20 protein-coding genes are annotated in these 21856 nt (G+C 56.6%); 6 read left to right on the top strand and 14 right to left on the bottom strand.

Annotated features, from left to right (window positions below):
- Window positions 1-116: 116 nt before the first annotated feature.
- Entirely contained in the window at window positions 117-287 is a 171-nt protein-coding gene (locus tag SIB64_RS06880) for a hypothetical protein (RefSeq protein ID WP_413442504.1), read from the bottom strand.
- A gap of 181 nt (window positions 288-468) precedes the next feature.
- On the opposite strand from SIB64_RS06880, the gene SIB64_RS06875 reads away from it, so the two are divergent.
- Window positions 469-2430: a cadherin repeat domain-containing protein gene (locus SIB64_RS06875; protein WP_413442503.1), complete on the top strand. Its 1962-nt coding sequence runs from the start codon at window positions 469-471 to the stop codon at window positions 2428-2430.
- A gap of 132 nt (window positions 2431-2562) precedes the next feature.
- Here the strand turns inward: SIB64_RS06875 and SIB64_RS06870 are convergent, their stop codons facing one another.
- The 12 genes from SIB64_RS06870 to SIB64_RS06815 form a co-directional block, all read right to left on the bottom strand.
- The gene (locus SIB64_RS06870) at window positions 2563-3708 is read right to left on the bottom strand and encodes a CO2 hydration protein (RefSeq protein ID WP_413442502.1); all 1146 of its coding nucleotides are present in this window, start codon (window positions 3706-3708) and stop codon (window positions 2563-2565) included.
- Window positions 3705-5195, bottom strand: a complete 1491-nt coding sequence (locus tag SIB64_RS06865; RefSeq protein ID WP_413442501.1) for an NADH-quinone oxidoreductase subunit M — start codon at window positions 5193-5195, stop codon at window positions 3705-3707. The genes SIB64_RS06870 and SIB64_RS06865 overlap by 4 nt, the downstream gene beginning before the upstream one ends.
- 9 nt (window positions 5196-5204) lie before the next feature.
- Complete coding sequence (locus SIB64_RS06860) at window positions 5205-7049, bottom strand: NAD(P)H-quinone oxidoreductase subunit F (RefSeq protein ID WP_413442500.1); 1845 nt, start codon at window positions 7047-7049, stop codon at window positions 5205-5207.
- Between the two features lie 111 nt (window positions 7050-7160).
- Entirely contained in the window at window positions 7161-7694 is a 534-nt protein-coding gene (locus tag SIB64_RS06855; protein ID WP_413442499.1) for a BMC domain-containing protein, read from the bottom strand.
- A gap of 52 nt (window positions 7695-7746) precedes the next feature.
- Entirely contained in the window at window positions 7747-7998 is a 252-nt protein-coding gene (locus SIB64_RS06850; RefSeq protein WP_413442498.1) for a carboxysome peptide B, read from the bottom strand.
- The gene (locus SIB64_RS06845) at window positions 7998-8366 is read right to left on the bottom strand and encodes a carboxysome peptide A (RefSeq protein WP_413442497.1); all 369 of its coding nucleotides are present in this window, start codon (window positions 8364-8366) and stop codon (window positions 7998-8000) included. Before SIB64_RS06845 ends, SIB64_RS06850 begins: the two co-directional genes overlap by 1 nt.
- Before the next feature lie 2 nt (window positions 8367-8368).
- Window positions 8369-10132: a carboxysome shell carbonic anhydrase gene (locus SIB64_RS06840; RefSeq protein WP_413442496.1), complete on the bottom strand. Its 1764-nt coding sequence runs from the start codon at window positions 10130-10132 to the stop codon at window positions 8369-8371.
- Between the two features lie 7 nt (window positions 10133-10139).
- Window positions 10140-12545 (bottom strand): CsoS2 family carboxysome shell protein, encoded by a 2406-nt coding sequence (locus SIB64_RS06835; protein ID WP_413442495.1) that lies wholly within the window; start codon window positions 12543-12545, stop codon window positions 10140-10142.
- 103 nt (window positions 12546-12648) lie between these two features.
- Window positions 12649-12990, bottom strand: a complete 342-nt coding sequence (locus tag SIB64_RS06830) for a ribulose bisphosphate carboxylase small subunit (RefSeq protein ID WP_413442493.1) — start codon at window positions 12988-12990, stop codon at window positions 12649-12651.
- Window positions 12991-13058: 68 nt separating this feature from the next.
- Complete coding sequence (locus SIB64_RS06825) at window positions 13059-14474, bottom strand: form I ribulose bisphosphate carboxylase large subunit (protein ID WP_413442492.1); 1416 nt, start codon at window positions 14472-14474, stop codon at window positions 13059-13061.
- 74 nt (window positions 14475-14548) lie between these two features.
- Window positions 14549-14860, bottom strand: coding sequence for a BMC domain-containing protein (locus tag SIB64_RS06820; protein ID WP_006169870.1), 312 nt, complete (start codon window positions 14858-14860; stop codon window positions 14549-14551).
- Between the two features lie 123 nt (window positions 14861-14983).
- Window positions 14984-15154: a hypothetical protein gene (locus SIB64_RS06815; protein WP_413442491.1), complete on the bottom strand. Its 171-nt coding sequence runs from the start codon at window positions 15152-15154 to the stop codon at window positions 14984-14986.
- A gap of 59 nt (window positions 15155-15213) precedes the next feature.
- On the opposite strand from SIB64_RS06815, the gene SIB64_RS06810 reads away from it, so the two are divergent.
- Window positions 15214-15795: a non-canonical purine NTP pyrophosphatase gene (locus tag SIB64_RS06810; RefSeq protein WP_413442490.1), complete on the top strand. Its 582-nt coding sequence runs from the start codon at window positions 15214-15216 to the stop codon at window positions 15793-15795.
- A gap of 34 nt (window positions 15796-15829) precedes the next feature.
- Here SIB64_RS06810 and SIB64_RS06805 read toward each other — a convergent pair whose 3' ends face one another.
- Window positions 15830-16615, bottom strand: coding sequence for a BMC domain-containing protein (locus SIB64_RS06805; protein WP_413442924.1), 786 nt, complete (start codon window positions 16613-16615; stop codon window positions 15830-15832).
- Window positions 16616-16728: 113 nt separating this feature from the next.
- On the opposite strand from SIB64_RS06805, the gene SIB64_RS06800 reads away from it, so the two are divergent.
- From SIB64_RS06800 to bchL, 4 genes are all read left to right on the top strand, one after another.
- The gene (locus SIB64_RS06800; protein ID WP_413442489.1) at window positions 16729-17118 is read left to right on the top strand and encodes a hypothetical protein; all 390 of its coding nucleotides are present in this window, start codon (window positions 16729-16731) and stop codon (window positions 17116-17118) included.
- A gap of 806 nt (window positions 17119-17924) precedes the next feature.
- Window positions 17925-19217 (top strand): ferredoxin:protochlorophyllide reductase (ATP-dependent) subunit N, encoded by a 1293-nt coding sequence (locus tag SIB64_RS06795; RefSeq protein WP_413442488.1) that lies wholly within the window; start codon window positions 17925-17927, stop codon window positions 19215-19217.
- Window positions 19218-19221: 4 nt separating this feature from the next.
- Window positions 19222-20808 carry a ferredoxin:protochlorophyllide reductase (ATP-dependent) subunit B gene (locus tag SIB64_RS06790; RefSeq protein ID WP_413442487.1) on the top strand — a complete coding sequence of 529 codons (1587 nt, stop codon included), beginning with the start codon at window positions 19222-19224 and terminating at the stop codon, window positions 20806-20808.
- A gap of 151 nt (window positions 20809-20959) precedes the next feature.
- Window positions 20960-21850 (top strand): ferredoxin:protochlorophyllide reductase (ATP-dependent) iron-sulfur ATP-binding protein, encoded by an 891-nt coding sequence (gene bchL / locus SIB64_RS06785; RefSeq protein ID WP_413442486.1) that lies wholly within the window; start codon window positions 20960-20962, stop codon window positions 21848-21850.
- Window positions 21851-21856 lie beyond the last annotated feature (6 nt).

The following is a 21856-nucleotide window of genomic DNA, read 5'->3' as shown; positions in this document are numbered from 1 at the left end:
TCGCTGCCTTCGTCATATGATACAAACTCGTGCAACCTCGTTGGCTTCTTATTTTATTCATCATATTTGCGTCGAAGGTTGATTCGAAATTTGCTACCAAAATCAACTGGGAGTGATCAGTTCAGCCGGATGCTCATAACGATGGCGTAACGCAGCAGAGCCATCGCTTCAGATAGAAAAGTGCAAAGAAGCTTCTCAAATCTGCCGTGGAACGTGACTTTCAACAGAGATCCGACCCCTTGAAACAATCCGAGTCCGCGTCCTGAGATTTCGTCCATACCCCTCATACCTCCTGGCTGGCGAACAAGTCGCTGATTTGATCCTTTGTGGTCACTCTCCACCCCTGAAGGAACGACTACTCTGTAACGAGTGGAACAAGTTCAGAATTGATCGCTATTGATTCTTAAGCGCAGAGGACACAAGCTCGTTTCACAGCTAAAAAGGAGCAAGGTTCTAGAAACTTGAAAAATGATGAAACTTGTCGCAAAACTGAAAGGCTTTAAAGATTATTCGGACCTTAAAGCAACGCTTTCCAACAAAAAAGGAAATCAAATATTAGATACAATTACACATACTGGTGATTTCAACGGGAGATTTGTTTTTAGATTTGAGAAAGGTGAGCTACCAGGCAAGAGAAAGAGGAAAAAAGCTAGCCTGAAAATCACCCTTGAAAGTCTCAACGATAACAATGAGGCTAATTTGTTCACAGGCGGAGAAGAATTTACATTTTCTCCTCTCAAACAATTTAAGAGATTTCGACTTGCCAAAAAAAAGAAGAATTCCTCCCGTTCTTTCTTTACCCAAGGAACTCTGATTACCCAGGAGACTACTAGTCCTGTTTTTACTTCGCCAACATCAGTTGATTCCATCACTGAAGGCTCAACCTCTGGCACAGCCATCTATCTGGCCGCTGCCACAGGTAACAATACTCCCCTTATCTATTCATTAACTGGACAAGATGCCAATTTTTTAGCCATCAATCCCAATAATGGTGAGGTGGCGATTATGGAGAATACTGATCATGACGCAAAATCAAGTTATCTCTTTAATGTTATCGCCACAGACAGCGAAGGACATTCAACAACAAGCAGTCCGCTAACTCTTTCAATCAATAAAGACCTGCCTCCTAGCTTCACTTCACCAATAACGGTGACCCCTATTAAAGAGGATAGTCCCATAGGATCCATAATTTATAACGCATCTGCAACAGATAACAGTGGGGAAGTCACCTTCTCACTAAGTGGAACAGATGCAGCTTCATTCAAGATTGATGCCACATCTGGCGCTGTGAGCACCCAGGATGATTTCAACATCGCTAGCAAAGATAGCTATAGTTTCACCGTTGTTGCTACTGAAAGTGGGGATAAAAAACAACAAACATCACTTCCATTAACCCTGAGTATCACGAAAGCAGGAGCCACCCTTACAAAAATTGTCAGAAAAGACATTCTCCCCCCCGAAACCACAACCTTTAGCGATTCGATTACATGTGAGATTGGAACGATTAACGATGACACCATTCAAGATCCTTCTCCCTCAGACAAAGACACCATCGTGATCAAAAGCAACCAGTTCAACAAGCTGGATAGCATATTTACCGCTTTTGGCGCCAAGTTTATCAATATTGAAGATTTTAAAATTGAGGCATCAAATGATGGAAGCACTGAGTTGGATCTGAGTGGAATCGCAAATGGAAAATCATTCACTTTTTCACCAAGCACTTTCACTGCCGCAACAACGTATCAGAATTGGGGTACACCTGGGATCGCAAATTATGATTTTTCCGAAATTAGATCTCAACACGGCGTCAATTTAAACAATGCTGACTCAGGCCTGCCAACAAATCGAGACCGTATAAAAATTGAGGGCACTCTTGGCCCTGACACCGTGGAAGGATTGTCTGGTGATTCCCATCTCCTCGGTGGCCCTGGCATTGACAATCTCAGGGGTTCCACCGCTGGACAATCCACGATTGCAGGAGGAACTGGCCAGGACATCATCACTTCTCCCAATCAGAATGTGCAAAACACGATTGATTTAACGGGTCAAACAACGACGACTAGCAGGGATACGATTACTGGGTATGTGGGCGCAAATGCAGCCACAAAACAGGCTGGCTCCTTTGACCTGATTCAGATCAACGATGGGGCATTCCCAAATTACACCGCAGGTGCGACTGTTCAGCAAAAAACTATCATTGAGGCAGGGGCTTCACCTTCAATGGCCAACATTTTGATCGTAGGTCTTGATGCTGAGATCAAAAGCCAAGTCTTCCCGACTGGTAATCAAGGGCTGTTGGCCTTTGCAACAGATACCAGTAAGTTGGTGTATGCTCCGGCTGGAAACTTCACAGCAAATACGCAGGAATTGCTCCAGCTTGACAGCAATATCTTCTCAGCGCCTGACCAAATCAAGGTTATCGACGCTTAACTATTTTAAGTGAAATTAATTTGAAATTTTGATCCAGGGTTCATTCAGATAGAGAAGTTATTGGTAGATATTGTAGAAAATTGGATTCGTTTCTTCTTACCTCAATAATCGTTGCCGACATAATCAAGGCTTTTATAACAACGCTTCCCTTCTGCAACCCATCAATCGACTCGTCCAATGTTCGGCATAGGCACGATTCGCCTGTTGCTCCTCCGGATCCGTCGTATCCAGCACATGGGGCATAGTGCCAGCGATCGCACCATTGGTGACACAAAACATCGACTTCTGAAAACTCACGCAGATCTGCACGTGAACATCAACCTGACCGCGCTCATGATCGTCGTACCAACGATTCAACTCCGCCGGCAGATTTCTGTACATATCTTTCATGCACAAACTTGGAGGGATACCAGCACCCATGCTGGGGATCGGATCGGCATAGAGCGCGCCGTACTTGAAATCGCTGATGTCCGGTGAAATCTGACGTGCCTGTGCGTTGTACGACACCGTGCCAAGAAACGGCATTCCTCTGAAAAAGACCGCTTCCACATACGGCACGGCCACATCCACCAAGAAGGTGAGTCCTGCCTCCGGTGGCAACACCCAGATCTCCTCTCCGGCGATCGACACTTTGTAAGTGATCGGATGAGCGGCTGCCGCCACCAGGCCGTCTCGGATGTGATGCACCACATCTTTCACACTGACCACTTCCTTGATTCTGTAACGGCGGGCCAAGTCGATGAACAGATCGCTCATCACCCGCCAGAACAGCCCCAGGCAATAAATCGTGGTGAGGGAACGTATCGACTCCGGTGCGAAACCTGGATAGAGGCGATTGGTCATCGCCAGCAAAGGATCATGCCGGGATTTGCGTTGGATGATCGTTCGGCAGGCCTGCTGAAATGCCTCGCTGTCCAGATAGGCATCCAGGCCACCAGTGCCATGCCAGAACATCGCCTTCTGGCAGTACTCGGCGTATTCGAAATTGATGCGGTCACCGAGGAGATGGTCCCAGATTCTCTGGACCGTGATGCCCTCATGGAAGAAGCGCATCACCGGGAAAGGGTTGAGAAGTTGCTTCTCACCTTGATCCACAAGGTTTCGGCTGTACGCATCCAAAACAAGCCCATAACTCTCAAGCACATTGACCACCTGGAGAAGGTGATCTGATGTGTCTTTCAAGAGCGGCGTGTCACTGAGCAGACGCCGGATCAGCTCTTCCTGATCGGGAAGAGTTGGAGCTTCCACCTGGAGGGGTCGGGTGGTTGTGGTGGTCATGAGAGCCCTCCGCTGAGCTGACTGAGGCTTGTGGTGGCCGCTTCACTGAGGCCAGAGAGCAGTTCAGGTGCCAGGCCGAGAACAAGAACGCCAAGGGTGAGTGCGATGGCTGGCACCTGTTCACGCAACGGGACGCTCTGGAGGATACGGGGATTGACAACAGCACCGGCAGCAATGGCCAGACGCCCGAAGAAAGCACGATTTACGAGCAGCAGGAAATAAACCGCCGTCAACCCAGAGCCAACCATCGAGAGCAGTGTGGCCAGTGGGAACGGTTGGAGACTGCCACGAAAGATCAGAAATTCCGAAATGAATCCAGCCATACCAGGAATACCTGCACTGGCCATAACGCCGATGATCATCAACGACCCCGTCAGTGGCAAACCCCGTTCGGGATTCAGCAGCCCACGCAGCACATTGAGATCACGGGTTCCGGTGCGCGCGTAGACAACGCCCACCGCCAGGAAGAGAACACCTGAGATCAAGCCATGACTGACCATCTGAAAGAGGGCACCCATCAAGCCGAGCGGAGTGGCCGCGGCCGCAGCCAGGAGCACATAACCCATGTGGCCCACAGAGCTGTAGGCCACCATCCGCTTCATGTCGGTTTGAGCGATAGCAGCAAGAGATCCATACAGCACTGAAATCGCCGCCCAACCAGCCAGCCATGGGGATGCAACCTGCCAGGCCTCTGGAAACAAGCCAAGACAGAAGCGCAGCAAGCCATAGGTTCCAAGCTTGAGCAAGACCCCAGCTAACAACACCGAAACAGGGGTTGAGGCTTCGGTGTGGGCATCAGGCAACCAAGTGTGGAAGGGGAACAGCGGAATTTTGATCCCGAAGCCGATCAGGAGAGCACCCATCAACACCAACTGACTGGTCATGCCCATCTCTCCGGAGAGGATCGGCCGCAGGCTGAAATCCATCGTGCCGGTCACCAAGGCCAGCCCAAGAAAAGCCAACAGGATCAACACCCCTGACACCGCCGTCACAATCAGGAACTTGGTGGCGGCATAGGCACGATTCGCACCTCCCCAGACAGCGATGAGCAACCAGAGAGGAATCAGTTCCAGCTCGTAGAACAGGAAGAAGAGCAGGAGGTTCTGGGCAAGAAAGGCTCCATTCACAGCGCCGCTGATCACCAAAAGCAAGGCGAAATAGATGCGGGGTCTGTTCGTGATTTCCCTGGAGGCAACGGCCGCCACCAAACAGAGCACCCCGTTCATCAGCACCAGGGGCAGGGACAGACCATCCACCGCAAGGGCATAGTCCAGGCCGATCACATGGACCCAGCGGGCTTGCTCCACCAGCTGAAGCCCTGCCTGATCAGGATCAAAGGGCAAAAGCAGCGCAAAGCTGGCCACGCATTGCACGGCAAGCAACACGATGGTCAGCTCACGCAACCTTGCGCTGGAGGCTGAGCCCGGCCAAATAATCAGAGCAAGAGCTCCGAGGAAGGGAATGAGAAGCAGGAGCGACAAATACATCTCAGGTGATCAGGTGAGGAACCAGCTCACCGAGGTGAGGAAAAGAACAATCGCCACAAGCACCGTGAGCACATACGACTGGCTTTGGCCACTCACACTCAGCTTCAGGCCTTCGGCGCTCTGCATCGACAGGCGGGCCACCCCATGGAGCACCCCATCGACAACATTGCGATCAAACCAGAACGCAAGCCGCGAGAATCCAGCCACCACGTTGACGATCGTGATTCTGTAGAAGCGCTCGGTGTAGAAGTCGTAAGCGAGAAGATCCTGGAACCAGCGCAAAAGCGGGTTCAGGGAACGGGACCAGGCTTTGCTCAACGGCAGAACAGCCCCGGCGACAAGACCGATCAGCCCACTGCCAACGACCAGAGCTGCAGCCCAGAGAGGGAACGCCAGCAAACCATCAAGCGACTCGAGACGAACCAGCAGGACCGGGGTCAGCACCACCACCACAGACAGCGCCACCATCGGAAGGGCCATCTGCCAGTTCACTTCAGCAGCACGGCGGGATTTGATCAGGACATCGCCAAGGAAGACGTGGCGGAACACCCGCACAAGATTGAGGGCAGTCAGTGCATTGGTGAGCAGGAACACCGCCATGAAGGGAACGGAGCGGACACTCAGCAACTCGATGCCTTGCGCCATGGCCAGAAACCCACCCAGAGGAAGGAAGGCAACCAGCCCGGCACCACCGACCAAATAGGAGGTCGTCGTGGCTGGCATTCGACTACCAAGTCCACCAAGCTCTGTGATGTCTTGACAGTTTGTGGAAGCGATCACCCCTCCAACGCTCATCGACAACAAAGCCTTGGAGACGGCGTGGGTGTATAGGAGAAGCAAAGCAAGAACAGGAATCTGCAACGCGATCGCGATAAACACCAAACCAAGGTGGGCCGTTGTTGAGTAAGACAGGGTCCGCTTGATATCCACTTGAGCGATGGCGACGAGGGAACCACCGATGGCGCTGATGCTGCCGATCACCAGCAGTACCGCTAGGGCCACTGGCGAAAGCTGAAGGATCGGCATCACTTTCAGAAGCACGATGGCTCCACAGGTGACAACGACAGAATTGCGAAGGATCGAGGCCGGATTCGGACCTTCCATCGCTTCATCCAGCCAGAGGTGCATTGGAAATTGGGCACATTTCCCAGTAGGTCCGGCAATCAAGCCAAGACCAAGCAACGTCGCGGCGAAGGATGTGAGGTTGTTCTGAGCAGCCCAGGCATAGAGATCGCCGAATCCCATCACACCCGAAAAGCTGCAAAGAGCGACAACGCCCATCAGCAGAAGAACATCACCCACGCGTTTGGTGAGGAAGGCATCCCGCGCGGCGGTGACGACCAGCGGCTGGGCATACCAAAAACCGACCAATAAGTAGGTGGAGAGTGTGAGCATCTCCAGCAGGAAGTAGCTCTGAAACAGTGAATCGCTCAGCACCACACCACTCATCGCTCCCTCGAAAAAACCAAGAAGCGCAAAGAAACGGGCCAAAGCCCATTCCTTATCCATGTATCCAAGTGAATACACCTGAGAGAACAGACTCAGGCCCGTGATCAGCTCAAGGGCAACAAGGTTGTTCAGCGTCAGGCTGAAGCTGATGTCCAATTCGAGATCAGCCACCGTGAGCCAGGGGTAGCTGAGATCCACAGGACCTTGAAGAAACACTTCCTGCAGCAGGAGACTGCCGTGCACGAAAGCAAGCAGGGTCAGGAGGATGTTCAGGTAAGCCGCAGGACGGTGGGCCTGACGACGGAACCAACCTGAAGCCCATGGCAGGGAAACGACCATGCCTGCGAACCCATAGAGAGGGATCAACCAGGCTGTTTGGGTCGGGAGAGAGAGCTCCGGAGTCACAACATCAAGCAGGGTTGGGATCGGGCCTGTCCTGTACTGGCCGGCGAATCTAAGCGGGTGTTTGCGTTTTGCAGCGCTTTATGTCAAAGCGCTTGATTTGGTCTGAACAACTCAGCTGCGACGCAGGGCTCCGCTGGGTTCCAGGGCAGGCTCCACCTCCTGATGAGGCCGAGCAATGATATGAGCAGCAACCAAGCCATCTCCTACGCGCTCACAGGCATCGGCACCAGCACGGACAGCGGCGTTGACGGCTCCCGTTTCTCCACGGACCATGACGGTGACGTACCCACCACCGACATACTCACGGCAGATCAGGGTCACCTCTGCCGCTTTCGTCATCGCATCCGCCGCTTCAATCGCCGGAACCATTCCGCGGGTTTCGATCATGCCGAGGGCAATGCCGCTGACCGGAGATGGAGCGATCGCCGCGGAGCTCCCTGATGGTTTGGCGATGGCACCACCCTTGCCTGCTTGAGACGGCCTGCCTCGGGACGCGGTCGGACGTGATGAGCTGGGCGCAGAAGACTTCGTTTGGGAAGAAGCTCCATCACTGGAACCGCTGCTGACCGGGGTCACATTGACCGTCTTGGCGGCAGCGGAGCTGCGGGTTGTGCGGCGCCTTGGTGTGGGTGATGGAGTAGCCATAAAAAGAAGAGGTGGATGCGGAACGGAAGCGGAGGAACAGGAGTGGAGATCCTTATCCGTCCGGCGTCCAGAAGTCGATGATTCCGCCGATCGTCAGATCGGTCAGGACGGTGTTGTCGGGACAGGCATGGCGTGCAGCAGAACCACTCGCTGTGAACACCCAGTTGCCTTCACGGGCACCAACAGGATCCACTGCAACGAGCTTCTTGCCTTTGTTGTTGCGGAGAATGCGCAGGTGCATGTGATCGAGTCCTGCAACCCGATAGGTGCACACGAGAGTTCCCATCACCTGCATGATTTCCATCAGCTGGTACTGCCTCCTGGTGGTTGACTCGCAGGCGCGGCCTGGGAAGGCGGAGATTGTGCAGCCTTCGGAGGCGCAACGGGTGCCGCGGTGGGCGTCGCGGCAGGAGCTGCGGTCTTGGGCGGATCAGGTTCCCAGTGATCGATGATCCCAACAATGGTGAGATCACTGGGATAAGACTTGCTGCCGGCAGCTTCCCGGGCAGCTGAACTGCTGACGCAGATCACCCAATCGCCGGGTTTGGCACCGACGGCATCCACCGCGACCTTCTTGGCACTGCCGTCCTGAACCACCTGCAGGTGTTTGTGTTCAAAATCCGGAATCCGGTTGGTGGAGACAAGTGGCTTGATGACCTTGACAATCAGCATGATCAGTGAGCCTCCTGGATCTGAGGGTCGAGAGTGGAACCAACGACTTCGGCTGGTGCGGTCTGATGGCGGTCCCGGATCGTGAGACAGGTATGAAGCAGACCATCTTTAACGAGCTCGGAATAGCGAGCTGCAATCGCTTCATTGACCCGTTGGCAGTCGGCGATCGCCCGCTCCCGGGCTCCGGGCACACGACCCGAGTAATCGAAGCGAACCACGATGGGGATGGGTAGATCGCGGGAGACGTTGAGCCCCTTGAAAATCTTGACGCCAACATCCAGATCGGGTGCGCCCTCTTCAACCGTGTCGAGATGGGCGAAATAGGTGAGGTTGCGCAGATGAACCTCCTTGAAACCAATGCCAACCCCAATGAAACGCTCGGCGTGGCCTGCATCGGGGTAAGGGCCCTGATGCAGATCCTGCACGTAGTCGATCTGGGAAAAATTGTTGGTCAGGAGCTGCGTGATGAACCGTTGCATGCCTTGTTCCATCGGTCCTGGAGCCGCGGATGCAACCGCATCACTGACCACCTGCTGGGCTTGATCCGCTGTCATCGATGCCGTTGCGGAATGCAGATCGCGGGCACACACCCACTGATCAAGAACCATCTCGCTGTCACGATTCGGGGAGTGCACCCGGATGGCGTCCGTGTCGGTGTCGAGACCGATCAGGAGCAGGTCAACCGAGGCACCACAACAGAAACTGTTCTCAACCGTCTCACGAAAATCAAGAAGTCTCTGAAGGCCTGCGGAAGCGGCGAGTTCATCATTGCTTCCATGGGCAGCACATCCCTGGTGAAGGGGATCGAGGGAACTGAAGTGGTAGGTCACCACCTTCAAATATCGAGTGGGTTCCGTTGCGGGGTTGGGTACCCCCTCGCGATAGCGGCGGTGCTCGGTTTTCACCCAACGGTTGACGGTGTTCTCCACATCGAACATCGCTCCGGCATGGGAGCGGCGACGAACTGCACTGAAAGGAATCCTCAGGGCGTAAGCGACGCTGTGCGCCAGACGACCATCAGCACAGGGACTCACATCGAGAAGATGAATTCCGCACTCGAGCAGAAACTGCTCGAACCGATGAGCAGCTTCACTGCCTGAGGCACCACAGAGGGGATCGTCCTGAAAAAATCGATCACTGAACAAGCGGTGGGACTCAAACACGCACCATGCGAACAGGGCACGCATGTCCAGTGGCCGAACCCATGATTTGTCGAGCACATGCTGTGGCAGGTCGAAACCCAGTTCGGCCCGGGTCATGCGCTGGGCCTGCTCGATGAAATCAGTGTCGTGCTGGAGAGCAGACACCTTCTGCAACAAGGGCACAATCCGATCAAAGCGGCCCTTCACCTCATCTTCGTAAGCCCGAAGAACACCATTCGCTGTCGCGTCCGTGAGCGGATGCTGCCGATGCGTGATCGGCAGAGATGATCGGCTCAGGTTGAACGGAACTGGACGCGACACCGATCGTTTGCTGTCACGTCGCACCCAGCCGGGTTGCTGAGGAACCGGACGTCGATTGTCCTGACTGGTGCGAATTCGGCCACCAGCAACGGTGCCTGAAGCAAGCACCGCAGCCTTTCCAGCACTGGTGAGGGCACGACGGCGCTCAAGGGCGAGTTCGCGCGGGCTCATCGTTGACGAAGTGGCCGCTGTGGAATCTTGATCAGCTTGATCAGCGCGCGATTCAGATTGGAAGCGCTGTCGACGGGACGGAGCGGTGGGGGCCTGTGCTCGCCCGCCGGAAAAGGGCATGGAGCGAACCATCAGCCGATCAACCCCGTGCGCCGCCAGAAACCGTGATCAGCGATCCCTTCTCCGTGTTTCCACTGGAACCGGTGACACGGCTGACGGGCCACTCGATCTCTTCATTGCGCTTGCGCTCATAGGGGGCCATCGCGCTCATCGGGCCTGGACGGGAGGGATTACGACGACGGGCGGATGCTCCTTCTGTGCCGGTGACGTGTTCACCGCGGTCCCAGTCATCACCTGTGACCTTGGTGGACGAGCCCTCACCCGTAACCCGGGATGCAGGAGTGGCGTCAGAAGGTTCTGCAACAGCGACGGGTGGTGTTGGCTGAAACTGACGGGATTGCCGGTTCTGGAACTCGCGATTGTCGAAGCGGAACTGCTCGGTGCCGGTCACCTTGCCGCCCGCCATGTCAAAAGGGCCGGTGATGCGATTCCCCTGCTCATAGGTGGTTCCGGTGACACCATTTCGTGTGTCGCGCTGCTGCTGGGCTGCACGGGCTGGTGACATCACGCTGAAACGCGTCCAGGCAGCCCCTTCAGGGACTTCAGCGTGAGTCTCAGTACCGGCAGGTGCATCAGCACCGCAAGTGGATGCGAGTTGATCAGCACCCACATAAGGCGTACCGGTTACCGCTTCGCAGGCACCGCGTTCGGCACCGGTCATCACACCACCAATACCAGGCTGAAGACCGGTCATTGGCGCTGCAGGTGTACCAGGACGCACTGGAGTGCGCTCTCGGATCGCCTGCACTGCAGGGGTGCCGCAATGCTGACCAGCATCCTCGAGTCCTGCATAGGGAGTGCCTGTGACCGCCTTGCAGGTTCCTGGCTCATCACCGGTGACACGATCGGAACGCCCGGTGCGTGTACCGCTCACCACCTGGTTGCGATTGGTAATGCTGAAACCAACCTTGGCGGCCTCAGGCTCAGTCTTGCCGCCGCAGAAGGCATTGACCTGCTCGGCGCTGATGTACTGGTCGCCGGTGACACGGTGGCATGAGCCGAACTCATCACCGGTGACGCTGGAGGAACGGCCCACCATGGTGCCGGTGACGCCGGAGCCGGACAGGGTGGCTGACAAACCGACCTTGGCCGCTGGTCGACCATCGGGCAAGGGATCGGAACCTAGATATTGATCACCTGTTAAAGCGCGGTTTGCACCGGCTTCATCGCCGGTCACGCTGGAAGAGCGACCAACCATCACACCACTGACGGGGCGTCCCTGCTCAGTGAGGCTGTGGCCGACTTTGCGGGGGGAGAGATTGCCACCTCCGCAGTAGTTCGCTGCCTGATTCGCGGAGATGTATTCCGTGCCGGTCACCGTCTTACAGGTGCCTGGCTCATCACCTGTGACCTTGCTTGAACGTCCAACTTCATTTCCGGTGACACGGTTTCCATGACTGGTGGAACTGACGCGCACCTTCGCTGGTGTGGTGAGTTCGGGCGGAGACTGGCAGAACGTCTGGAAGACTTCCGACCCGAGATATTCAGTACCGGTGATTGAACGGCAAGTGCTGGCTTCGTTGCCGGTGGTCTTCACAGACCTGTTGGCCTGGGTACCGGTCACCGTCTGCCCGGATGACGTGGTGCTCTCACCAACTTTCCAGTGAGCATCTGCCGCAGCAGCCTGCTTGGCACCATGGCGATTGGGTCCGCTTGGACGTGTAATACCGGCGCTCTGCTTGTTGCGAGCACCCGCCTTGGCGCGCAGCTCGCGCACCTGTTGAGCCAATTCGCGACTGGTGAGGTCTGGATTGGCTTGCCGTGCAACGGCGGCTGCGCTGGTGGGTTGCTTACCAGCTGTTTTGCCGTGCTTGGACATCGCCACGCGACGAGCCAGAACAAGGGCTCGACTTGGATTTTCGATCGCCCGGCGCTTGGGGGATGCCGATCGGCGCTCACCGGCTGGTGCACGATCAATGCGCAGGCTCAGTTGCGGTGCTCTGGAACTGAGAGCGGATTTTTCAGCCGCGCGTGAACCACCACAACCGCAACCCTTTTTGTCGTCTGAGGTCGCTGAGGATTGTGGTGCTGCTTTGGCGTGTCGCGCCACATCGGCACGATTTCGATCTCGACTGGTATCGGCCGTCTTTCCACGGCGGGACAAGGCGTCACGACGAGCCAGAACAAGCTCTCGGCTGGGATGTTTCTGGGGCTTCACCGTGGAGGAGCGAGACACAGCAGTTGTGGTGAAACTGACGGTGCGATGGGGAGCGACCGGTCGTTGCGGAGCTACAGCAACGGATGCGGTCGACGCCCGCGTAACCGGTTCGTCAGCAGGGTTCGCATTGGTGCGCGTCGGACGAGCGTCAGCCGCTGTGCGCACACGGTTGGCGCTGACAGCTGCGGCAGCAGGCGACTTCTTACCGGAAGTGGTCAGTGCCTTGCGGCGCTCAAGTGCGAGTTCGCGACTGGAAAGTCTTGCCATGTCCGCCCAGGGGTGTCGTCGTGAAGTGAAGGGACTCCTGCCCTTCGAAAAAAGCTGGAGCCCTGAACTGAAGTCAGGGCTCAGAACCAATTAGGTCGAGGGATCAGCGCCCCTCGAAGACCACGAAGCAGGAACCCTGGCTCTGGGTGTAGGCGTCGTAGCCGACGATGCGAACGTGGTGATCGGGGTAAGCGCGATGGCAAGCCTCAAGCTCACTGACGATCAGGTTGAGATCCTTCTCACCAAAGAAGGGAAGCTTCCAATACGACCAGTAAGAGGCCATGGAATTGCTGGGGTGAACGTGCTCGATGAGCGGGCTCCAACCCTGGGCAATGATGTAGGAGATCTGGTCATAGATCTCGTCCTGGGTCATCGGCGGGAGAAAGCCGAAGGTCTCCAGGGTGGCGACTGTTTGATAGTCACCCACGGTGCTCTGGAAAGGCATGGGGATCCTGGGTGTAAGGAAAAAGGGGTGGCCGATTGCATCAATCGGCCGTTGAGACGATCAGCTGATCAGTTCTGAACGTCGAGCTTGTCGACGGTGTCGAACTCGAACTTGATCTCCTTCCAGGTCTCGAGGGCGATCGCCAGCTCAGGGCTGTGCTTCGCGGCTTCCATGAGGATGTCGCGGCTTTCTTTCTCGATCTCGCGACCAGCATTGCGGGCCTTGACGCAGGCCTCGAGGGCCACACGGTTGGCAGCAGCACCTGCGGCAGAACCCCAGGGGTGACCGTGGGTACCACCACCGAACTGGAGAACGGAGTCGTCGCCGAAGATCGCAACCAGGGCTGGCATGTGCCAGACGTGGATACCGCCGGAGGCAACAGCGAACACACCAGGCATGGAACCCCAGTCCTGATCGAAGAAATTGCCACGGCTGCGATCTTCAGGAACGAAGGATTCGCGTAGCTGGTCGATGTAGCCGAGGGTGGTCTGACGATCACCTTCCAGCTTTCCGACCACGGTGCCGGTGTGGAGTTGGTCACCACCGGACAGGCGCAGACACTTAGCGAGGACTCGGAAGTGGATGCCGTGCTTGGGATGACGGTCGATCACCGCGTGCATGGCACGGTGGATGTGCAGGAGCATGCCGTTCTTGCGGCACCACTTCGACAGACCGGTGTTGGCCGTGAAACCGCCGGTGATGAAGTCGTGCATCACGATCGGCATGCCGAGTTCCTTGGCGAACTCAGCGCGCTCGTACATCTCTTCCGGTGTGTTGGCGGTCACATTCAGGTAGTGACCCTTCTTCTCACCGGTCTCCTGTTCGGACAGCTTGATGGCTTCCGCAACGAATTCGAAGCGGTTCTGCCAGCGCTGGAACGGCTGGGAGTTGATGTTTTCGTCGTCCTTTGTGAAGTCCAGACCGCCGCGAAGGCACTCATAAACGACACGGCCATAGTTCTTACCGCTCAGGCCGAGCTTCGGCTTGATGGTGCAACCCAGCAGAGGACGGCCGTACTTGTTCATCCGGTCGCGCTCGACCTGGATACCGTTCGGCGGGCCGTAGCAGGTCTTGATGAAGGCCAGCGGGAAGCGCAGGTCTTCCAGGCGCAGGTGCCTCAGAGCCTTAAAACCAAAAACGTTGCCGACCAGTGAGGTCAGAACGTTGGTGATCGATCCCTCTTCGAACAGGTCGAGGGGGTAGGCAATGAAGGCATAGAAGGATTCCTTGTCTCCAGGGACATCCTCGATGCGGTAGCAACGGCCCTTGTAGAAATCGAGGTCGGTGAGGAGCTCGGACCACACAGTGGACCAGGTGCCAGTGGACGATTCAGCAGCCACAGCGGCGGCCACTTCTTCCTTGGGAACACCTTCCTGGCCGGTGCACTTAAAGCAGGCCAGGAGATCTGTATCTAGGGGAACATAATCAGGAGTCCAGTACGTGTCCCTGTACTCCTTGACCCCAGCGTCGTACTTCTTGCTCATGGGTTAATTCCGTAAGGTCGGTGAGGGGGGTGAGACGTTCGCGTGCCTCCTCTTTAGAGGCTCAGCGGAAGATCTCAGTCCTTCTGACCGAGGAAGTTGCCATTGCCCAGAGCAGGCTCAACCTCACGGTGAGGGCGAGCAATGATGTGGGCAGCCACAAGGCCGTCGCCCACACGCTCACAGGCGTCAGCTCCGGCACGGACAGCAGCGTTGACAGCGCCAGTCTCTCCACGGACCAGAACGGTGACGTAGCCGCCGCCGACGAACTCACGACCAATTAAGCGCACTTCAGCAGCCTTGGTCATGGCATCAGCTGCCTCGATGGCGGGGACCAGACCGCGGGTCTCGATCATGCCGAGGGCGATGCCCATGGTTTCGTTAGCCATTGCCTACCGGGGAAAGGGGTGGAATGTTCGCCGCAGAGATTGGTCTGCGACACCCTCTCCCGTCAAGCGATTTGGCAAGATCCCTCAATCACTGTCCATAGTGAACATGATAAGCAGGGCTTATCACCCAGTCGTCAACTGTTCTGAACTGCTGTGGGAATTCCTGTGATGAGCTGCAAACAGAAGGTTGTCGTACTGGCTCGTACTGCATAACTTCCGTTCGTGAAACGGGCCCGAGGCTTTGCCGAGGTGTGGAATGTTCAACCCATCCCGTTTCACACCACTCGCCGTCATATTGATTAGTCCTTAACGACCCCAACCCATCACAATGGCCGGCTAGTTCAGGTAAGTCCTTGCGTCCACTGTTGACCATCGCAACCGGCAATCAAGTCAAGGTTGCCGAAATAGAAGCGATGCTCGGCCCCCTGCCGATCCACGTTTGTCGGCAGCCTGCCGACCTGGATGTGGAGGAAACAGGCGCGACCTACGCCGAGAATGCAGCTTTAAAAGCCGTAGCAGCTGCACAGCGAACGAATGGCTGGGCCCTTGCTGATGACTCAGGGCTAGAAGTCGACGCCCTTGGAGGCGCTCCTGGCCTCTTCTCAGCGCGCTTTGCAGACAGCGATGCCGCCAAAATCCAGCGCTTGCTTTCAGAGCTTGGAGATACTCCTTACCGAAGCGCCTGCTTCAGAAGCACCATGGTGATCAGTGATCCAAGCGGTCAGTGCGTCGCAAGCGCCGAAGGCGTCTGCTGGGGTGAACTCCTGAGCAGCCCTGCCTATCCCAACGGCTGCTACGAGTCACTGCTGTGGGTTCGCGAAGCGCAGTGCACCTATGGAGAAATGAACCACGCCCAGTTGACACGACTGGGGAGCCGAGGCAAAGCAGCGAGAGCACTGGCCGCTGACCTGCGCAGACTTCTAAAGCTGAACTGAGTTCAGCAACACGCTCCGTTCAACGCAAGGGTGTTCAGCTGGGGAACGATTGGCGGTTGATGATGTCGATTGCTCGCATGGCAGCTGCCGCAGCTTCTTCAACATCACCTTCCCGGCCGGCCAGGGTGAGCCGTCCGAAGGCACCAACGGCCTTCACATCCACAAGAGTGATGTTCGATGCTTTTTCAGCTTCGTTGGCTGCGATCAGCACGTAGCCGGCTGGCTCCGTTTCAAGAATGAACATGCTCATACCGGCTTCGATCATCGAGCCACGCCGGTTCTGCCGATTAATCAGAACGGCATGATCAGGGGTGATCGCTCGAATCACCTCTGTCCAGCTCACCTCCGCAGGACTGCGCTGATCGATCGAACTTCCAATCGCCTCTAGGACGACATCGCCGGAATGCAGGACAGTGCTCTGATCCCTGTGATAGAGCGCCATTGATCCAAAAGCGCGCTCAACGACCATCTGACCGAGGCGCACATTGCTGGCCTTCAAAGCGATATCGGTGACACGATGCACTGCCATGCCAGGGGAGACCTCCATCCAGAGACAAGCGTCTCCTGGGATCGGCAGGAACCCCTGACTGACCGAACCCATGTAGGCCGCTAGTTGCGGCTGGAGGGAATCGATGAACACATGGGTTCGGAGCTCAATCGACTGAACGTGACTGTTCTGACGCTTGAGCCGAGGGGATTCTGAATCCGTTGTGACAACACAACTCGCACCACCCGGCATCGGGTGCACCTCAGTGCCGGTCACGAGAGCGCTTCCACCGCGCCGCCTCTCCCGGGCCTCGAAGCTGGCGAATCGGGTCATGGCGGGGAGTGTACCGGAGGATTTATGAACTTTTGAACGAATGCCCCCACAACCGGCGAAGTCTTGCGCTCCCGAGGAGAGCCGATACCGTCCGGCCATCCACCCCGGCGACCATGGCGCTCTCTGATCAGTCCCCGCCTCCCGTTCCAATGAATGCCGATCAGGCCTTGGGGATGGTGAGTTTTGGTCTGATGCAGCGCCTCGCCGAAGAAGGGAAGATGGATCTTCCTTGGCTTGAAACCACAGCTGGGGGTAACGCCGATGGCCTGCGTGCCTTGAAGCAGCGCCTGGAACTCACGGCACTTGCGATCGACACGGGCGCACCCTTAAGCACAGCTGAAGTGACCACCCTGCTTGGCGCCCGACCTGGCAAAGAGCGGGTCGAACGCGGTGGTCTGCTCGCCAAGCGTGTCAGTCGCAATGTCTGGAGACTCAGCCGAGTGGAGGAGACGGGCAACGAAGCATCCGGGTTCAAGCAAGACGGTTTCCGTCGGCGCCTCTGAAGTAAAAAAGCGATTCAAGATGTCTCACATGATCGATCTTTGATCGATCGAACTGCTAACGAGGGCAATTCGATCGATGTCTTATATGATATCTCCAGACTTTATCATCCGTCAGCACAAAGCGATCAACGCAAAGATTAAATTCATCAAACCTCCACCACAATTATGATTTCATAAAAACAATTACCGCATACCCTTCGACTTCCAGGTCAAGAACGATTCACAACGCAAACCGGATTACCTTATTGCTTCCAGCGAAGCACTTGTTTCCCTGGTATTCGCTCAAAATGTCCTCGAAACCCATCTGTGAAGGGGATCTGAGACATCCCTATAACTCTTATCATTGGGACAACATAAGCTCAGGAATTGAAAACCTTGTCTGTTGATTCATGGAAGACACATGAAAAACATCATTCCTTGATCGGTTGACGCCGTAGCGTTCACAACGTCGGCACTGTCAACGTGATCTGGCCACATCGTTGTCCATGGGCCCAACATGACAATCGGTATCAAAGCTTCAGAAAGATCGCCGAGTCAATCAACCCCCGAATTCAGATTGTTGGCAGCAGGTTGGATTTAGTTCCCCCCAAGCGTTAACTGATACGCAGGCCAAAGGCCCATGCATCAGCCTCATCTGCCAAGAGCCCGCTGAAGAACAGCACCGACAACAGCACCGTGCACACATCGCAGGATTGTCGTGGCTGTGGACCATCCCACATCCCGATCCCAAAGAGTTTGGGGAACCTCTGGCCACCAAGGGCATTTTTACTGCAACTTGAAGAGAGACCCTCGCCAAGGAGGGGCCGATGCCCGGCCCAACGCTGCTGAAGGAATCAGGACCGCGGGAGGTGTTCTGCGGGCTCACCTCAATTGTGTGGCTGCATCGGCGCATGCCGGACGCCTTTTTTCTGGTGGTTGGATCACGCACATGCGCCCATTTGATTCAGAGCGCCGCTGGCGTGATGATTTTCGCTGAGCCACGATTCGGCACAGCCATTCTCAGCGAACGTGATCTGGCGGGTCTGGCCGATGCGCACGACGAGCTGGATCGTGTCTGTCGGGATCTGTTGAATCGTCGACCCGAAATCCGCACCCTTTTCCTGGTGGGATCCTGCCCAAGCGAAGTCATCAAACTCGATTTGGCCCGGGCGGCCGAACGGCTGAACGACGACCTCCAGGGCCGGGTTCGTGTTGTGAACTACTCGGGCAGCGGCATCGAGACCACCTTCACGCAGGGGGAGGACGGTGCACTCGCAGCACTGGTGCCGCTGTTACCTAAAAGCGATCAACGCCAGCTGCTGATGGTTGGAACGTTGGCTGATGCTGTTGAAGACAGGCTGGTCAACCTGTTCGGGCGACTGGGCATTGAAAATGTTCAAAGTCTTCCTCCGCGACAGTCCACTGATTTGCCGCCAGTGGGTCCTGGCACAACGGTGCTGCTCACCCAACCCTTCCTGACGGAAACGGCTCGACTGTTGAAACACAGGGGGGCCACGATCCTCACGGCGCCCTTCCCACTGGGGATCGAGGGCAGTCGACGCTGGATGGAAGCTGCGGCCGAGGCCTTTGCTGTTCCAGGCACCACGGTGAATGCGGTGCTGGAGCCCTTGGTAAAACGCGCCCAGGCTGCTTTGGCTCCCCATCGCGAAGTGCTGCAGGGCAAGAGCATTTTCCTGCTGCCGGAATCCCAGCTGGAACTTCCGCTGGCCCGGTTTTTGCAACGGGAATGCGGCATGAAGCTGCTCGAGGTGGGCACGCCCTACTTGAACCGTGAGCAAATGGCAGCGGAACTGGCGATGCTGCCGGATGGCACACCGGTGATGGAAGGTCAGCACGTCGAGAGGCAGCTCGACCGAGTCCGGGCCAGTGATCCGGATCTGGTGGTCTGTGGGATGGGACTGGCCAATCCCCTTGAAGCCGAGGGCTTCGCGACAAAGTGGTCGATCGAACTGGTGTTCAGTCCGATCCACGGCATCGACCAGGTGGGTGAGCTAGCCGAGCTGTTCTCCAGACCACTGCGCCGTCGACAACGGATTGAACCGGGCCTCAATCCGTCCTTCGGAATCGATTCCAGCCCAGCAGATCCCGTTCACGCCTGAGCCCATGCAACTCACACTCTGGACCTACGAAGGCCCCCCCCATGTGGGCGCCATGCGCATCGCCGCCTCCATGAACGGGGTGCATTACGTGCTCCATGCGCCTCAAGGAGACACCTACGCCGATCTGCTGTTCACGATGATCGAGCGTCGCGGACAGCGACCGCCGGTGACCTATACCACTTTCCAGGCCCGTGATCTTGGCGGTGACACCGCCGAGCTGGTGAAGCGCCACGTGCAGGAGGCTGTTGACCGGTTTCAACCGGATGCCCTGCTCGTAGGCGAGAGCTGCACAGCCGAGCTGATCCAAGACCAACCGGGTGCCCTGGCCAACGGCATGGGCCTGAACCTGCCGGTGGTGAGCCTGGAGCTGCCGGCTTACAGCAAAAAGGAGAACTGGGGGGCTGCAGAGACCTTCTATCAACTGGTGCGCGGACTGCTCAAACAGCAGCTTCCGGAACAGGTCAACCATGACCCGCTGGCCTGGAAAGCCGAAGGACGTCGCCCGAGGGTGAACCTGCTGGGGCCGTCGCTCCTGGGATTTCGCTGCCGTGACGACGTGCTGGAAGTGCAACGTCTCCTGACGATGCATGGGATCGATGTGAGCGTGGTCGCCCCATTGGGCGCCGGTGTTGCGGATATCCAGAGGCTCCCCAGCGCCGACATCAACGTGTGCCTTTACCCCGAGGTCGCGGAATCAACCTGCAGCTGGCTGGAACGCCATTTCGGCATCCCATTCAGCCGAACAGTTCCGATCGGAATCGGTGCCACCCACGATTTCCTCGTTGAAGTTCACGGTCTGCTGGGGCTGGAGGCACCGGACCGTCGCGAGGGACACCAACGCTCCCGGCTGCCCTGGTATTCGGAATCCGTCGATTCCACCTACCTGACGGGCAAGCGAGTGTTCATTTTCGGGGACGGGACCCATGCCCTTGCCGCAGCGAGAATCTGCGAGGAGGAGCTCGGCTTTTCAGTGGTAGGGCTTGGTACCTACAGCCGGGAGATGGCCAGGCCGGTGCGAGCAGCAGCCAAAGCCTTGGGCCTTGAGGCGTTGATCAGCGATGACTATCTGGCCGTTGAAGCAGCGATGGCGGAGGCCGCACCGGAACTGGTGTTGGGAACGCAGATGGAGCGGCACAGCGCCAAACGTCTTGGCATCCCTTGCGCAGTGATCAGCACGCCGATGCATGTTCAGGACGTTCCTGCCCGAACCAGCCCTCAGATGGGCTGGGAGGGAGCCAACGTGATTTTTGACAGCTGGGTCCACCCGCTGATGATGGGATTGGAGGAACACCTGATCGGAATGTTCCGCCATGACTTTGAATTCGTGGATGGGCATCAAAGCCATCTCGGCCACGCGGGAGGCTCTGGAGCCAGCTCCAAATCCAGTCCCAACACCCCTGCTTCAACCCAAGCAAGTGTGGATCCCGATGCAGTCGTCTGGACCGATGATGGAGAAGCAGAACTGAAAAAGATCCCGTTCTTCGTGCGCGGCAAAGTCCGACGAAACGCCGAAGCCTATGCACGGCAAGTGGGGTGCCACAAGATCAGCAGCGAGACGCTGTATGACGCAAAAGCGCACTACAAGGCATGAGCAATTTGACTCAATTCTTTTCAGTCGAGGTGAAGAAATTCTGCGATCCCGTGTCAGCTCGACGCGAAGATCTTTCAATTCCTGGTCAATTTGAGCCGATGCACATCGGCTGATGTTGAATGATATTGATACCCCACAAGAAGGTCGCTGCATGACCACGACCCTGACGCGGCCGGCCGACGGCGATGGAAGTGTTCAGGTCCATCAGGACCCCTCGCTCAACATCGAAGAGGAAACTCTTGTGATCGCCGTTTACGGCAAAGGCGGCATCGGAAAATCCACAACGTCATCCAATCTCTCCGCTGCCTTTTCAAAGCTGGGCAAGCGGGTTCTGCAGATTGGCTGCGACCCGAAGCACGACAGCACCTTCACACTCACTCACAAGATGGTGCCGACGGTGATCGACATCCTCGAGGAAGTGGATTTTCACAGCGAGGAGCTTCGACCCGAGGATTTCGTATTCAGCGGATTCAACGGTGTGCAATGTGTGGAAAGCGGCGGCCCTCCAGCTGGCACCGGTTGTGGCGGCTACGTGACTGGTCAGACCGTGAAGCTTCTCAAAGAGCACCATCTGCTGGAAGACACCGATGTGGTGATCTTCGATGTGCTGGGTGATGTGGTGTGCGGCGGTTTTGCGGCACCTCTGCAACATGCCAACTACTGCCTGATTGTGACGGCGAACGATTTCGATTCGATCTTTGCGATGAACCGCATCGTGCAAGCGATCCAGGCGAAGGCCAAGAACTACAAAGTGCGTTTGGGGGGTGTCGTTGCCAATCGCTCAGCGGACACTGATCAGATCGACAAGTTCAATGCCCGTACAGGGCTGCGCACCATGGCCCATTTCAAGGATGTGGATGCGATCCGCCGCTCACGTCTGAAGAAATGCACCATTTTCGAAATGGACGATGAGGACGAGGCTGTACAGGCGGTTCGCAAGGAGTATCTGCGCTTAGCTCAGAACATGCTGGACAAGGTGGAGCCCCTGGAGGCCGTATCACTGAAGGATCGGGAGATCTTTGATCTGCTGGGCTTCGACTAAGCGCGT

This window comes from Synechococcus sp. MIT S1220 (assembly GCF_047303025.1).
Taxonomy (GTDB): Bacteria; Cyanobacteriota; Cyanobacteriia; order PCC-6307; family Cyanobiaceae; genus Parasynechococcus.
This window is presented reverse-complemented; position numbering and strand designations above follow the sequence as displayed.

Coding starts and splice junctions, on each gene's coding strand:
- SIB64_RS06850 (WP_413442498.1), bottom strand. CDS start 7,998: ATGGAAATCATGCAGGTGATGGGAACTCTCGTGTGCACCTATCGGGTT.
- SIB64_RS06815 (WP_413442491.1), bottom strand. CDS start 15,154: ATGACGGCGAGTGGTGTGAAACGGGATGGGTTGAACATTCCACACCTC.
- bchL (WP_413442486.1), top strand. CDS start 20,960: ATGACCACGACCCTGACGCGGCCGGCCGACGGCGATGGAAGTGTTCAG.
- SIB64_RS06795 (WP_413442488.1), top strand. CDS start 17,925: ATGCCCGGCCCAACGCTGCTGAAGGAATCAGGACCGCGGGAGGTGTTC.
- SIB64_RS06840 (WP_413442496.1), bottom strand. CDS start 10,132: ATGGTTCGCTCCATGCCCTTTTCCGGCGGGCGAGCACAGGCCCCCACC.
- SIB64_RS06865 (WP_413442501.1), bottom strand. CDS start 5,195: ATGTATTTGTCGCTCCTGCTTCTCATTCCCTTCCTCGGAGCTCTTGCT.
- SIB64_RS06800 (WP_413442489.1), top strand. CDS start 16,729: ATGGCGCTCTCTGATCAGTCCCCGCCTCCCGTTCCAATGAATGCCGAT.
- SIB64_RS06875 (WP_413442503.1), top strand. CDS start 469: ATGATGAAACTTGTCGCAAAACTGAAAGGCTTTAAAGATTATTCGGAC.
- SIB64_RS06835 (WP_413442495.1), bottom strand. CDS start 12,545: ATGGCAAGACTTTCCAGTCGCGAACTCGCACTTGAGCGCCGCAAGGCA.
- SIB64_RS06855 (WP_413442499.1), bottom strand. CDS start 7,694: ATGGCTACTCCATCACCCACACCAAGGCGCCGCACAACCCGCAGCTCC.
- SIB64_RS06790 (WP_413442487.1), top strand. CDS start 19,222: ATGCAACTCACACTCTGGACCTACGAAGGCCCCCCCCATGTGGGCGCC.
- SIB64_RS06825 (WP_413442492.1), bottom strand. CDS start 14,474: ATGAGCAAGAAGTACGACGCTGGGGTCAAGGAGTACAGGGACACGTAC.
- SIB64_RS06880 (WP_413442504.1), bottom strand. CDS start 287: ATGAGGGGTATGGACGAAATCTCAGGACGCGGACTCGGATTGTTTCAA.
- SIB64_RS06870 (WP_413442502.1), bottom strand. CDS start 3,708: ATGACCACCACAACCACCCGACCCCTCCAGGTGGAAGCTCCAACTCTT.
- SIB64_RS06805 (WP_413442924.1), bottom strand. CDS start 16,615: ATGACCCGATTCGCCAGCTTCGAGGCCCGGGAGAGGCGGCGCGGTGGA.
- SIB64_RS06830 (WP_413442493.1), bottom strand. CDS start 12,990: ATGCCTTTCCAGAGCACCGTGGGTGACTATCAAACAGTCGCCACCCTG.
- SIB64_RS06820 (WP_006169870.1), bottom strand. CDS start 14,860: ATGGCTAACGAAACCATGGGCATCGCCCTCGGCATGATCGAGACCCGC.
- SIB64_RS06845 (WP_413442497.1), bottom strand. CDS start 8,366: ATGCTGATTGTCAAGGTCATCAAGCCACTTGTCTCCACCAACCGGATT.